The 12,914-nt window shown below is 69.8% G+C and carries 10 protein-coding genes and 5 pseudogenes; 5 read left to right on the top strand and 10 right to left on the bottom strand.

Features of this window, described 5'->3' with window-relative positions; translation table 11 throughout:
* Positions 1 to 100 precede the first annotated feature (100 nt).
* Both OG870_RS01530 and OG870_RS01525 read left to right on the top strand, forming a co-directional pair.
* Positions 101 to 328: pseudogene (locus OG870_RS01530) on the top strand (YceI family protein); the annotation flags it as partial.
* 432 nt (positions 329 to 760) lie between these two features.
* Positions 761 to 1,132, top strand: coding sequence for a hypothetical protein (locus OG870_RS01525; protein ID WP_266845139.1), 372 nt, complete (start codon positions 761 to 763; stop codon positions 1,130 to 1,132).
* 21 nt (positions 1,133 to 1,153) lie between these two features.
* On the opposite strand, the pseudogene OG870_RS01520 reads toward OG870_RS01525, so the two are convergent.
* The 5 genes and pseudogenes from OG870_RS01520 to OG870_RS01500 form a co-directional block, all read right to left on the bottom strand.
* Positions 1,154 to 1,576, bottom strand: a pseudogene (locus OG870_RS01520) (transposase); the annotation flags it as partial.
* A gap of 170 nt (positions 1,577 to 1,746) precedes the next feature.
* Positions 1,747 to 3,189, bottom strand: a complete 1,443-nt coding sequence (locus OG870_RS01515) for a non-reducing end alpha-L-arabinofuranosidase family hydrolase (protein WP_266845137.1) — start codon at positions 3,187 to 3,189, stop codon at positions 1,747 to 1,749.
* A gap of 328 nt (positions 3,190 to 3,517) precedes the next feature.
* A protein-coding gene (locus tag OG870_RS01510; protein ID WP_405626556.1) for an IS5 family transposase occupies positions 3,518 to 4,455 on the bottom strand; the annotation gives its coding sequence in 2 pieces (ribosomal slippage) (positions 3,518 to 4,077 and positions 4,077 to 4,455; 939 coding nt in all).
* Positions 4,456 to 4,570: 115 nt separating this feature from the next.
* Positions 4,571 to 5,017 carry an NUDIX domain-containing protein gene (locus OG870_RS01505; protein WP_266845135.1) on the bottom strand — a complete coding sequence of 149 codons (447 nt, stop codon included), beginning with the start codon at positions 5,015 to 5,017 and terminating at the stop codon, positions 4,571 to 4,573.
* A 222-nt stretch (positions 5,018 to 5,239) separates the two neighbouring features.
* On the bottom strand, positions 5,240 to 5,794 hold the full coding sequence (locus OG870_RS01500) for a hypothetical protein (protein WP_266592975.1): 555 nt from the start codon (positions 5,792 to 5,794) through the stop codon (positions 5,240 to 5,242).
* A 73-nt stretch (positions 5,795 to 5,867) separates the two neighbouring features.
* Between OG870_RS01500 and OG870_RS01495 the strand changes: the two are divergent.
* The 3 genes and pseudogenes from OG870_RS01495 to OG870_RS01485 all read left to right on the top strand — a co-directional run.
* Positions 5,868 to 6,359, top strand: a pseudogene (locus OG870_RS01495) (xyloglucanase); the annotation flags it as partial.
* Positions 6,360 to 6,428: 69 nt separating this feature from the next.
* A pseudogene (locus OG870_RS01490) lies at positions 6,429 to 6,881 on the top strand (tryptophan 2,3-dioxygenase family protein); the annotation flags it as partial.
* A gap of 538 nt (positions 6,882 to 7,419) precedes the next feature.
* A complete protein-coding gene (locus OG870_RS01485) occupies positions 7,420 to 7,683 on the top strand; it encodes a hypothetical protein (RefSeq protein ID WP_266530000.1) in 264 nt (87 codons plus the stop codon).
* Positions 7,684 to 7,776: 93 nt separating this feature from the next.
* Here the strand turns inward: OG870_RS01485 and OG870_RS01480 are convergent, their stop codons facing one another.
* The 5 genes and pseudogenes from OG870_RS01480 to OG870_RS01460 form a co-directional block, all read right to left on the bottom strand.
* Positions 7,777 to 9,909 (bottom strand): alpha-galactosidase, encoded by a 2,133-nt coding sequence (locus OG870_RS01480; protein WP_266592977.1) that lies wholly within the window; start codon positions 9,907 to 9,909, stop codon positions 7,777 to 7,779.
* 27 nt (positions 9,910 to 9,936) lie between these two features.
* Positions 9,937 to 11,079: a Gfo/Idh/MocA family protein gene (locus OG870_RS01475; protein ID WP_266530006.1), complete on the bottom strand. Its 1,143-nt coding sequence runs from the start codon at positions 11,077 to 11,079 to the stop codon at positions 9,937 to 9,939.
* Positions 11,064 to 11,726: a ThuA domain-containing protein gene (locus tag OG870_RS01470; RefSeq protein ID WP_266530009.1), complete on the bottom strand. Its 663-nt coding sequence runs from the start codon at positions 11,724 to 11,726 to the stop codon at positions 11,064 to 11,066. Before OG870_RS01470 ends, OG870_RS01475 begins: the two co-directional genes overlap by 16 nt.
* Positions 11,723 to 11,851 carry a hypothetical protein gene (locus tag OG870_RS01465; RefSeq protein ID WP_266530012.1) on the bottom strand — a complete coding sequence of 43 codons (129 nt, stop codon included), beginning with the start codon at positions 11,849 to 11,851 and terminating at the stop codon, positions 11,723 to 11,725. The genes OG870_RS01470 and OG870_RS01465 overlap by 4 nt, the downstream gene beginning before the upstream one ends.
* Positions 11,852 to 12,220: 369 nt before the next feature.
* Positions 12,221 to 12,674 (bottom strand): annotated as a pseudogene (locus OG870_RS01460) (substrate-binding domain-containing protein); the annotation flags it as partial.
* Positions 12,675 to 12,914 lie beyond the last annotated feature (240 nt).

Raw genomic sequence — 12,914 nt, 5'->3', positions numbered from 1 at the left:
GAGTGACTGACGGCCCGGCAGCAACGCCACCCACCCGTGGCGTGCGCGCCGGGCCGTCGGCCTCCGCGCCGGCGTCGGCGGTCAGAAAACAAGAAAGGCCCGGGTCGTTGACCTCGACCTGGCCTACCTCGGCACCGGTCCCGACCCGTGGGGCGGCCCACGGGCCGCGTTCCGGGCCACCGTGGAACTGCCGCGCGAGGACTTCGCGATGAACTACAACCAGGCCGTCCAGGTCGTCCAGGCCGGCATGGCCGCCATCGGCACCACGCTCGGCGTCGGGATCGACCTCCAGGCCGTCCAGGGCGAACAGCTTCCGCCGCTCGCCTGACGGCGGAGACGGCTCGGCCCCCTGCCTCACTCGGGAAGCAGGGGGCCGAGCCGTCTGTGGCCTGTGCCTCCTGGTGGCTGAGCAGGATGTCGACACCGTCCTGGCTGCCGTACAGCGTGATATCGGGAGGAGTCCGGAGGCTGCGGCGGGCCGGTCGACGTCAAGCCGCGCGGCATCGCCTCCCGCGGTACGGGCGGCCGCGCCGCCACTCGGAAGTTGCCGCCAGGGCGCGGCCCAGCCCAGAACCCGCCGTCCAGGCGAAGGCAATGTGACGTGAACCGGTCCGGCCACGCCCCGTCGGGACCGGGCCGCTGCCCCGATATCCGGGCACGCACGGCCTGGATGAACCAGTCGAGTACCGGTGCCAGGTTTTCCGGGGGCGACCAGCCGTTGATCACTGCGAGCAGCTGAAGGTACTGCTCCCAGTCAGCGTTGTTCGCGGACCTCGCCGCCGGTCTCGCCGACCGGCGGCAAGGGCAGCGTCGACCTGCGCGAGCCCACCCGGCGGTTCGCCGGGCCGACAGTCGCGGGGTCTGCGTTCCCGCACGTCACAGCAACCTGACGGAGTCCTACGCGCTCGGCTACCTCACGAGCCTGGGCCTGGCCACACTCCCGGCCTGGCCTCTGCCCAACGACGCCGCAGCCGAGGTCGTCGTCTACCGCCGCAGTGGCACGGGCTTCAGCCGTCTCTGGGCTGCGATCGGCAGCGGCGATGACGCTGAAATCGACCGCGCTATCGCCAGGGCGACCGACGTCGCCGTCCACGGCCCGAGCGAGTTCTGGGCCAGAGGCCTGGGCGACTAGGGCGTGTCTCGAAAGTGCTGGTCACAGCCACTCATTGATGGCCGCTACGAGGACGGTCGCCTCGTAGCGGACCGCGAGCTTGTCGTACCTCATGGCCACGGCTCGGCGCCTTTTGAGGCGGTTGATGCCGCACTCGACCGCGTGCCGAGCCTTGTAGTCCTGCGGGTCGAACTTCGGCGGTCGGCCGCCGCGCGAGCCGCGCTTCTTGCGGTTGAGCGCCTGGTCGGCCTTGTCCGGGATGGTGCAGCGGATCCCGCGCCGCCGCAGGTAAGCGCGGTTCTTTCGGGAGGCGTACGCCTTGTCGGCGCGCACACGGTCGGGCCGAGTGCGCAGCCTGCCCGGCCCACGACGCGGGACACGTACCTTGTTCAGGACAGGCTCGAACTGCGGGGAATCGCCCCGCTGGCCGGCCGTGATCACGATGGACATGGGCTTCGACCAGGACGAGACCGCCACCATCCGGGTTCTCCGCGTCCACGGGCGGGCTCGGCCTTGCACCGAGCCCGCCCCAACTCCACCCGTTCCTGATCGCTCGCTGTGACACTCACCGGGCCCGGCGTGCGTCGTTGCCCGCGAACGTCAGGACCGGAGCCGGACCTGTGTCACGCCACCGGCTAGCGCTGCAGTGTCAGCACTCCCGGCCGGTACGGCAGGAGGCCGTAGTCCCCGCCGTCGGTGCTGGGGTCGCGCCCCTGGTAGAGGAACTGCAGGTTGCAGGGGTCAATGGTCTTGGTCTGGTCGGGGTTGGTGCGAACCAGATCGCCGTGGCTGATGTCCCTGGTCCAGGCCGTCGCGCCGCTGTTGGCACTGCCGGCGAAGGGGTTGGTCACGGTGTTGGCCTGCGGTGACGGTGTCCAGGTGCCGTCGAGGCTGGTGGCCGTGAACGAGCGGAAGTAGCGACCGTACCCCGTGTAATTCTGGGCCTCGACGATCATGAGGTACTGGTTCTGACCCTGGACCTTGTAGACCTCCGGCGCCTCGAACAGGTTGAGCGCCGTGTCGCTCATGATCTTCGTGAACGAACCAAAGGTGCCCGGGAAGTTGCCGATGGGCATGCTGGCGCGGTAGATGCCGCCCTCATCGTCGGCGAAGAACATGTACATGTTCGTGTCGTCGCCAATGAGGGTCACGTCGAGGGGGCCCCCCTTCGGGAGGGTGCCTGTGAAGAGTTCCTGCTGCGGGCCCCAGCCGTTGGGGTTGGTGGGGTCGGTCGAGGTGCGGTAGGAGAAGCTGTAGGGCCAACCCCCGTTGTAGGCGAGCACCCAGATGTTCTTCGGGGCGAAGTAGAACAGCGTCGGCGCGATGCCATCGAAGGGGATCGTGGTCTGGGTGGCGGTGGCCATGTCGGACCAGTTCGTGAAGGGGCTGAAGGTCGCCAATCCCCAGCGCCCATCGTTACCGGCGAGGTTGTTGTGCGACGTGGCATAGACGACGTGCTTGCCGTTGTAGACGACGCTGGTGAAGTCCTTGAGCGAGGCCCACCCTGGTTTCGGCTCCGCCAGCGGGCCGGTCGAGGTCCACCGGTAGGTCGACGGAAGAGCACACGCGTTGCTCGCCCCGGACAGGCCGGTCCACTTCTGGTTGGTGCCGCCGGTGCACGACCAGAGCCGCGCCTCCGTGCCGTTGGCCTTGCCCCATCCCGCGGCCTCCAGGCACAGCCCGGACCGCACGCCGACGATCGTGCCGTCGGAGTTCACCCGCCACTGCTGGTTGTCACTGCCGTTGCACGACCAGATCTGCACCGGGGTCCCGGCCGTGGTACCGGCGCCCCGGGCATCCAGGCACTTGTTGCCGTACACGGTCAGCTGGCTGCTGTCCGTCAACGTCCACTGCTGGTTGACTCCGCCGTGGCAGTCCCAGATGTGCACGTTCGCGCCGTCGGCCTGGCTGAAGCCCTCCACATCGAGACACCGGCCGGAATCAACACCGCGCACGTCGCTGGTGGTGGCCGCCTGAGCCGGGCCGGCGACGAGCAGCGCCGCCAACGCGGCCAGAGCTGCGACCGCGGCGGCGAGCACCGCGGACGTGCGTCTGAGGCTGAAACTACGTCTGTGCATAAGGACCTCGTCATCCTTGAGCAAGCGACTCCGGTTTGGCCCGTCAGGGCTGTCCGGCTGCCGGCCTGACCTGTCTGATATATCGAACAAGGGTCGAAGTGTCGATCAGGAGAATGCTAGAGATCCCATGAATGACGTCAATACTTCTCGCACAATTCGCGGGCAGAAACGTTCGCAGGCTGAAACCAGGCGGCTTCAAGTCCCGTGGTTGTACGGGTCTTTGGCGTGAGGGGCAGGTAGCGGTGCGGGCGCGGGCTTGGTGATCATTACGGACCCCGACCAGGTCGCTCACCTGAGCCTCTGGTTCAGCTAGGGCCTGTCTCTTCGATCATGAGCGGAGCCATATGAGGAGTGCAGCAGCGGTGACGGTGCCGAGGTAGACGTATCCGCGCTTGTCGTAGCGGGTAGCGACGCCTCGGAACTGCTTGATCTTGTTGATCGCCCGCTCGACAGTGTTCCTGGCCTTGTACCGGGTCTTGTCGAAGCCGGGCGGTCGGACGCCGTCTGAACCTCTGCGCCGGCGGGCGGACTTGGTGTCGCTCTTCTCCGGGATGACGTGCCGGATCCCGCGTCGTCGCAGATAGCGGCGAATCAGTCTGTTGCTGTAGGCCTTGTCGGCGCCGACGCTGTCCGGCAGCCGCCTTGGCCGGCCCGCGCCGAGCCGGGGGACGCGGATCTTGTCCATGACCGTCTCGAACTGGGTGCAGTCTGCCCGCTGCCCGGGCGTGGCGATCAGCGAGAGAGGGCGGCACCTGCCGTCCGCGCTCAGGTGGATCTTCGTGGTCAGTCCGCCGCGGGAGCGGCCGAGTGCTTCGCCTGCCGCACCGCCTCCGCCAGGAACGGACGCAGGCGCAAGTACGCGCGCACGTGAACTGATCTTTGTGCGGCCCCTTTTGAGGCACTTGGCGGTGCTGGTGGCGGGTCTTTCGGAGCCCCAGCTGCGTGCTGGTGAGCGCGGATCGAGGTGGAGTCGATGTTGATGTTCAAGTCGATATCGCCAGCTGCGTCGGCGACGGCCTGGACGTGCTGGAGCAGCCGCTCCCAGGTGCCGTCGACCGACCACAGCGCATGGCGTTTATGGATGGTCTGCCACGGGCCAAAGCGTTCGGGCAGCTTGCGCCACTGGCAGCCGGTGCTGAGCCGCTGGATGATCCCGTTGATCACCTGGCGGTGGTCCCGCCACCGGCCGCACCGGCTATTGCTCCTGGGCAGCAGCGGCGCGAGCACCGCCCACTCGCCATCCGTGAGGTCCCCCCTGCTGAGCATGACCAGAACAACGAGTCACTGGCCGCAGAGACACCTTCTCACCGAGGTGGCACGCACCAGCCCGCTCGATCCACGACGTGATGTACCAGCTGTGGAGGCGACCAAGCGACGGCGCTTATGCTTCCAGTCGATCCAGCCAGGCGTCCTGACCATCCGCCAAAGGGAAGCCCAGGGGTAGCGGCTCAAAACGGCAGTGGAACGTCATGCCGTTGTCGCGCCCCGTGCCCGTCACGTGGTGGTCCCACGCATCCGGGACATCTGCGTCGCCGTCCACCTCCAGTTCGAAGAAGGTGGTGTGGCGGGGGAAGTGGCGGATCGGGTGCGGGGTGTGCTCCTCCGCGAGGGGGCGCAGCACCCGAACGCACGTCAGCCCGCACTCCTCCGTGACTTCCCGCAACACTGCCTCTTCCAGTGGCTCCTCCGGAGCCACACCCCCCGCCGGGACGTGCGTGCCGGGCGGCAGGTCCGCGTCGTGGTCGAACACGAGCAACTCCACCGACTGTCCCGCGCGCCGGCGCAGGACGTAGGCAGCCACCCGGACACGCAACGTCAACTCCCGCATTCCCGCAGCGTAGGGGTTACACCACCTCGGTCACGAGAGATCCCCCAAGATCGAAGAGACAGGCCCTAGCGAGCTCGGTCACAGCGGACACCTCGCGGCGTACGAAGCGCAAGCATCTGGAACTGGCGGCGCAGGGCAAGCTCCCCGGCCGGCTTCGTTCGTTCACGACCTTGCGGTCGCCACGAGAACTCAAGGCTCCCGAGGGCCTCGTTTCCACAGAGGTCACACGCCGGCGAAGGAGCCGCTCCGTGCGGCGTGCCCGCCGATCGCGGCCCTGACCAGCCGGCTCTCGAAGGACAGCAGTATGTGTTCGAGATCCGTCGCGTCGAACGACGTCGCATCCGTCCCCAGACTGACTCCGGCCGTCTCGCACACACTCCACACATCGAAGTTGACCTGTCCGGAGTACGCGTCGACGGGTTTGGGGAATCGTCCGTACCGGCTGGAGGCCATGGAGCGCTCGATTTCCTGTGCCCTGCCCGGGCGAGACCGGATCAGCGTTCCGGGCGCTACGGGCCGGATGTTGACCATGTACGGATTGTGCGCGGAGCGGCCCAGTTCGGCCGAGGCCTCGTCCAAGGATTTGGCGTAGCGGTCAGGCTCTCGCAGGCTGACTGAGGCGGACCTGACGAGTGCCGCGTCGACAGCCCGGCACAGCGCCGGGAACCGGTCGCTTCCCAGGGACGTGTCGACCGGGACGAGGACCCTGCCGGCGACATGGGCCACCGCCTCGCGGGCCAACGCGCTCTGCCGGTTGGCTGTCACGGTGTTGAACATGCACTTGTCGATGCCCATGTGTTCGGCGAGTGCACACGCGTACGCGGCTTGGAGGACGGCGGCCACGGACGTCCGGTTCTACGCCTACGGCTCCGGCGTCTTCTACCTCAGCACGGACGGCGGCAAGAGCTTCAAGGCCACGGCGGCCACCGGTCTGCCCACTGCGGGGAACGTCCGGTTCAAGCCGGTACCGGGCCAGGAGGGCGACATCTGGCTGGCCGGCGGCACCAACAAGCCCACCACCCCCACGACGTACGGGATGTGGCGGTCGACCGACTCCGGATCGTCCTTCGCCAGGTTCGAGGCGGTGGACGAGGGCGATGTCGTCGGATTCGGCAAGGCCGCACCCGGCGCCACGTATCCCGCCGTCTACACCAGCTCCAAGATCGACGGCGTGCGCGGCATCTTCCGGTCCGACGACGCGGGCCGGACGTGGATCCGTATCAACGACGACCGCCACCAGTACGCCTGGACCGGCAACACCATCACCGGAGACCCACGGGTCCACGGCCGCGTCTACTTCGGGACCAACGGACGCGGAATCATCTACGGCGACCCGAAGTGACGTCTGACTCCGGTCACCGCGACCGCACCTGCCGTGACCGGATGTTCCGCCGACGGCGGCCAGACGCTGAGCCTGGGCGCCTCCTGGACGCCGCTCGCCGGGCTGACCCCCGCGCAGTTCAACTCCTACCGGTCGGCCCTCGGCGAGGGCTCCGGATTCCAGTCCGCGCTGTACCGGCGGATGGAGTTCCTGCTCGGCGAGAAGTCCGCGTCCATGCCGGTCCCGCACCGGGGCGCGCCGCGCGTGCACGCCGAGCTGGAGAAGGCGCTGCAGCAGCCGAGCCTGTACGACGAGGCGCCGCGGCTGCTGGCGCGGCGCGGGCACGCGATCCCGGCGGAGGTCCTGGAGCGGGACCTCGCGCTGCGCTACGAGCCGTCGGCCGGGGTCGAGGAGGCGTGGACCGAGCTGTACCGCGGTGAGCAGGACGCGGAGCTCGTACGGCTCGGCGAGGCCCTCACGGACGCCGCCGAGCTGGTGTGGCGCTGGCGCAACGACCATCTCGTCGCCACCCGCAGGGCCATGCGCGAGCGGTTCCTGCTCGACGACGTTGTCTATCTGGACGGCAACTCGCTGGGTGCGCTGCCGAGCGCGGTGCCGGGGCGCGTCGAGGACGTCGTTCGCCGCCAGTGGGGCGAGCTGCGCATCCGGTCCTGGGACTGAGCCCTCCGGCCCCATGCCGATCCCGGGGCGGGGAGCACCCCGAGGCCGATGCGAAGCGCCACAGCAGAGCGCTCCAGGACGCTCAGGCGCTTCTCGAAGCGCTGGCCGATCGATACGACGTCCTGACTTCCAAGGGCGATCCCGCGGCAGCGGCGTTCCTCGCGCCCGAGCCTCTCGTCTACGACGAGGCCGGACCGGTACCCCAGCCGCCACCAGCTCCATCGCCCTCGTACCGTGACCACGGCCAAGCTCAGTGCCGTTGTTGCGGCCTCATAGCCGCCGTAACTCTGATCACACCCGCTTGCTCCACGAGCCGTCGCGGACAGTCCTCCCGCAGGGCCCGCGCCCCGCGGGGTGGTGTCGGGGCGCTGTGGCATGAGGGTGTTCCTCGGTCTCGGTGGTGGGGCGGCTACAGGACTACGAGCAGGGCGCCGGCACCCGCACCGAGCTGCGCTGGGACGAGGCGAACGGCACTTTGCCCGTCGGCCGCCCGGTGGACGACTACCCCGGGCGCCCGGTCCGTCGCGTTGTGCGCGCCCGGCTGGTCGAGCCGGGCTGGGGCTGGGCCGAAGCATCGGCGTTGTGGCTCACCGCCGAGCAGCAGCAGCGCCAGGAGCTGCGGATTCCCTTGCGACCGTCGCGGTCGTCGTCGCGGCGGTCCTGACCGGGGGCGCTGTCCCGCGTCCCCCTGTCCGTACCGAGAATGAATGGCTCCGCACCTCCCCGGTGCGGAGCCGTCGCTACTTGTTCTGTCGGTTCACTCCGGGCGGGTGGAGAGACGGAGCAGCACCGCCGAAGGGGCCGACGGGAGGGAGACGTCGAGCGTCGCGGCCTCCGGGTCCCACGTGGCTTGCGCCTTGGTGGTGGAGGGGTACAGCACGTCGACGCCGACCCGGGCGCCGCGAAGGGTCGGGAACGGGAGAACGGCCGACTCGTCGGAGTCGTCACCGGGACGGCGCCACACGGTGACGTACGTGGTGCCGGGTGTGTGCAGAGCCAGGGCGACCCACGGGTCGTACCAGCCCGGCAGGCCCAGCGGCCAGGCGGGGACCGCGGTGGCCAGGTCACCGCGGATCGTCTTGTGGACGGCGACCGCCTCGTGCGCCAACGCGAGGGCATCGGGGGCGAGTTCGGGGAGGAGGCCGGAGAGGTGGATGCGGCCGAGGAGGGCGCTGGCCATGGTGAAGGCGACCTCGTCGAGGGAGTCGTCGGGCAGCGGGTAGGCCCACACCGCCCCTTGTTCCGGCGTGACCGCGGTGGGTGCGGCCGCCGCGATCGGGGCGTACAACTCCAGGTTCTGCTGGTCGCTGGTGGAGTGCAGCTGGACGCGCGAGAGAAGGGCGTAATCGGCGCGCTTGCCGCCGGAGGCGCAGCTCTCCAGGACGAGGCCCGGGTGGCGGTCCAACACGCCGTCCAGCCAGTCGAGGAAGGCGCGGTTGTGGCCGAGCAGGCCGTCCGCCGGGGCCTCACCGGGGTGACTGCTGGTGCCGGAACCCGCGTCCACGTTGTAGTCGAGCTTGAAGTAGCCGATGCCGAAGTCGGCGACGAGCCGGTCCAACACCTCGTCCAGGTGGGCGCGGGCGGCGGGGTGGCGCAGGTCGAGGTGGTAGCGGCCGTTCGCGTTGACGCGGGCGCCGTGGCGGCGGAAGAACGCCTCGTCGGGCAGAGCGTCGGCGACCGGGCTTTCCACCCCCACCACTTCCGGCTCCAGCCACAGTCCCGGCACCATGCCGCGCTCCCGTATCCGATCCATGACCTCCCCCAGGCCGCCCTCGCCGGGAAAGCGGGAGGGGGCGGCCTCCCACGCGCCGACGGTGGTCCACCAGCCGCCGTCCCCGTCGTCGTACCAGCCGGCGTCGATGACGAAATACTCGGCGCCCGCCTCGGCGGCGGCGTCGATGTGCGGCAGCAGGCGGGCCGTGGTCGGGTCGCCCATCAGGCAGTTCATGTAGTCGTTGAAGATGACGGGAAGGTGCTGGTGGTCGGGGTGCGGGCGGCGGATCGCCCGCCGGTAGCGGGTGAGCGCGGCGAACGCCTCGTCGGTGCCGCCGGCCTCGGCGAGGGCGAGGGCCACGGGGACGGTCGTGAAGCTCGCCCCCGGCTCAAGACGGTGCGACCAGCCGTGCCGGACGTTGGTGGGACCGGACAGGGACAGGAATCCCGTGTCCATGTTCTCCCCGCAGTCCCATTGCCAGCCGCCGCCGTTGGTCTCCAGCTGCCACAGCCACGTGCGGCCCGTCTCGCGGTCGCTCAGCGCGCCCATCGGCAGGTGACCGCCGGTAGAGCAGGAACCCTTCCCGGCGATGGTCAAGGTCCCCATGCGGTAGGGCTGGTGGACGCGGCCGTTGATGTGCGGGACGGCCTGGCGCAACGGGCGCCGCTGCCAGCGGTGCTCGTCCATCCAGTCGCTCTCCGCCCACAGCAGGTCCGCGGTCACCAACTGAGCCGGGTCCGTGGTGAGGACGCCGAGGACGAGGGAAGTGACCGACTCCAGGTCGAGCGGGTTGCTGCCCCCGTTGCGCAGCTCCACGTGTGCACGCAGGACCGGGATGCCGTCGGGCGAGCGGTAGACCACGTCAGCGGCGAGGTCCGTCTCGGGGTCGTGCAGGCGGACGGTCAGCTGGTGCCAGTCCCCGTCGCGCCGGGCGTCGTGGCTGAGGTAGCGCAGCCGTGCGCCGACACTGTCGACCAGGCGCCGGCTCGACGAGTCCGTGCCCCGGGCGCCCACGACGGCCTCGACCAGCGGCAGCGACTCCCTCGAACCGGCCGGCCTGGGCATGGCGTCGGGGGCTCCAAGGTGACGGAGTCGCGGACGGTCGTCCCGGTCGGCGTCAATGATCAGGCGCAGGGCGTCGTGGCCCCAGTCGAGGAGAACGCGGGTGTCGCTCATGATGAGTGTTCCTTCGCTTCTTCGGTGTCAGCGGCCGGTATGCGCGGCGAACGCCCGGCCCGCGTGCGCCGGTACGGCAGCGGGCCGCACGGGGGTGCTGGTGATGTGGACCGGCTGTCCGGCTTCGGCCGCGGCGAGCAGCGCCTCCATGACCTCCAGGACGTGGAAGGCGAGGCGGCCGTCCGCGCGGTGCGGGGTGTCGGAGGCGTGGGCGGCTGCCAGGTCAGCGATGCCGTAGCCGCGCTCGGCGCCCGGGTAGCCGCCCCGCACGGGGACGTCCTCCCAGTCCTTGGTCTCCGCGCCGGCCCGGAAGAGGCGCACCGGGCCATCGAAGTGGTTGGGGTCGGGGACGGACAGCGAGCCTTCCGTTCCGTAGATCTCGATGTGCGGCAGGCCCGCTGCCCAGACGTCGAACGACATCACCAGCGTCGACAGCGCCCCGCTCGCGTGCTCCAGAACGCCGGTGACGTGCGTGGCCACCTCCACCGGGAATGTGGTGCCCGCGCGCGGACCGTGGCCGACGGTGCGCTCGGACCGCGAGGCGGAGGCCATGCCGACCACCTTGCGCACCGGACCGAGCAGGGTGACGAGCGCGGTGAGGAAGTACGGCCCCATGTCGAACAGCGGGCCGCCGCCCGGCCGGTAGTAGAACTCCGGTCCCGGGTGCCAGAGTTCAGGGCCGGGGACCGTCATGAAGGCGGTCGCGGCGACGGGTGTGCCGAGTTCCCCGGCGTCCAGCACCGCGCGGGCGGTCTGCACGCCCGTGCCCAGGACGGTGTCCGGCGCGCAGCCCACCCGTACCCCCGCCGCTTCGGCCTCGTCGAGGACGGATCGGGCCTCAGCCGTGGTCGCGGCCAGGGGCTTCTCGCCGTAGACGTGCTTGCCCGCGGCGATCGCGGCATGGGCGACCTCGGCGTGGGCGGCAGGGACGGTCAGGTTGAGGACGAGGTCGACGTCGTCGGCCGCGCACAGCTCTTTGACGGTCGTTGCGCGGGCGCCGGGGACGGTGGCCGCGACGGCGCGGGCGCGGGCCGCGTCCAGGTCGGCGACGGCCGTGACGCTCAGATTCGCCAGCGAGGGGAGGGTGCGCAGATAGGCGCCGCTGATCTGTCCGGCGCCGACCAGCCCGATCCGCAGGGCTGTGGGGCGTTCCGTCAACGGGTCGCCCATGCCATGCCCTTCCGGATCATCGAGTCGACCTCGGGAACCTCCAGGTCGGCGAAGTTGTGTCCGAGGGTGGTGACGAACACCCGGCCCGCGCCCCAGCGCTTGGCCCAGGTGACCGGCACCGGCGTGCCGAGGAGTTCGGGATGGTCGGGATCGGGGCCGTACCCGGCGACGGCGAGTACCTCGATCGCAGGATCCACGTGCAGGTAGTACTGCTCGGTGGTGACGGTGAAGGGTGCGATTCCGGCCAGCACCGGATGATCGTCCTTTCCCGGCACCGGACGCACCTCGAAGGTCGTGAACTCCCGTGCGTGGTGCACGAACTGGCCGCCCGTCATTATCTGATAGCGGGTCTCGGCGCGGAACGCGTCGACGATGCCTCCGTGCCAGCCGGCCAGACCGGTCCCCGCCCGGACGGCCCGGCTCAGGCCCTCCGCCTGCGGGCCGGTGATCTCGCCCATCGTCCAGCACTGCACCACCAGGTCCGTGGCGGCCAGCAGCTCCTCGTCGAGGTAGCTGTCGAGCGTGCCGGAGACGGTCACTGCGTAGCCGTCCGCCTTGAGTGCCGTGACGTAGCGGTCGGTGGCGGCCACGGGGACGTGCCCGTCCCAGCCCCCGCGGACGACCAAGGCCTGCTTGACAGACGTCACAGGCCGCTCCCGGGGGCATCGGTCAGGTCCACGTCCACGGGAGCCTGGGTAACGGCAGGCGCGAGCCATATAGCGAACGCGTGGGCCAGATCGCGGCCGGGCACGGTGCTGAGGGGGGCTGTCACGCTTCTTCGTCCTGACAGCTCAAATCGCCTTTGTTGCAGGGTACTTGGTGGATGCGAGCGTGACGTTCCGTGGGTGACCATGGTGTCTCCTCGAGTGCGGATGCCGTGGGGGCGCCAGGAAGTCTGGGAGAGCTCCCAGGAGATGACGGTGTGGAAGTCGGTGCGTCAGGGGGTGGGGGAGCGCAAAAAGGAACGCTCCGCTCTGTTCGATATTACGAACTACGATCGAAACGTCGAGCATCAAAATGATAGGAGCCCCGTGGATAACATCAACCCCTTGAGCGATGCCGTCGGGGGAGTTGGCTGGTGGGTGCTGAAACCACGGGTGGTGCCCCGGCCCAGTTCCCTGGACGGTCCCGACACGGAGGTCGCCCCCTCGTTCTGCACGACGAACCCGGTGGTTCCCGGCCGCTCGGCGAAGATGCGGTCGACTGCCTGGGCGGTGCTCTCGTACGTGCCCTCGCAGGGGCGGTGCAGGAAGCGCAGGCCGCGCTGTCCGGCCCGCTCGGCGAACCCTGCGAGGGTACGTTCGGCGTACCCGGCGTGCCGTTCGTAGATCCCGGGAGCCGTAGCCGATGAAGGCGATGTCCCGGTGGCCGAGGTTGCCGAGGTGGTCCGCGCGCAGCGCGCCCGCCGCGGCGAAGTCATGGTCCACGCAGGACAGTTGGCGCGAATCGTCGGGCAGACCGATGAGCGCGGCCTGCGTGCCCTGCTCCCGCAGTACCGGGATGCGCGGGTCGTCGAGCTCGACGTCCATGAGGATCACGCCGTCCGCGAGACCGCTCGCCGCGACGCGCCGCACGCCCTCAGGGCCGCCTTGTCCGAGGTGGCCCCCTCCCGCTTACCGCTGTCGGAACTTCCGCAGGCGGTCAGGAACGAGGCACCACCGGCGACCGCCGCGGCAGCGACAGTGGCGGAGGTGAGAAAGCTTCTCCGGCTGGGGGCCCGGGGACCGGGAACCGGCGACGAGTTCGGCGTCATTGTTCAACCCTTCGTGGCGCGACACTGCGGAACGAGCAGCGCGGGCAGGAGTACAAGTCTTCGAAGCGCTTCGATAGTGCAG

Origin of the sequence: Streptomyces sp. NBC_00461, assembly GCF_036013935.1 — a bacterium.
Taxonomy (GTDB): domain Bacteria; phylum Actinomycetota; class Actinomycetes; order Streptomycetales; family Streptomycetaceae; genus Streptomyces.
This window is presented reverse-complemented; position numbering and strand designations above follow the sequence as displayed.

Coding starts and splice junctions, on each gene's coding strand:
- OG870_RS01500 (WP_266592975.1), bottom strand. CDS start 5,794: ATGTTCAACACCGTGACAGCCAACCGGCAGAGCGCGTTGGCCCGCGAG.
- OG870_RS01480 (WP_266592977.1), bottom strand. CDS start 9,909: ATGAGCGACACCCGCGTTCTCCTCGACTGGGGCCACGACGCCCTGCGC.
- OG870_RS01475 (WP_266530006.1), bottom strand. CDS start 11,079: ATGGGCGACCCGTTGACGGAACGCCCCACAGCCCTGCGGATCGGGCTG.
- OG870_RS01505 (WP_266845135.1), bottom strand. CDS start 5,017: ATGCGGGAGTTGACGTTGCGTGTCCGGGTGGCTGCCTACGTCCTGCGC.
- OG870_RS01515 (WP_266845137.1), bottom strand. CDS start 3,189: ATGCACAGACGTAGTTTCAGCCTCAGACGCACGTCCGCGGTGCTCGCC.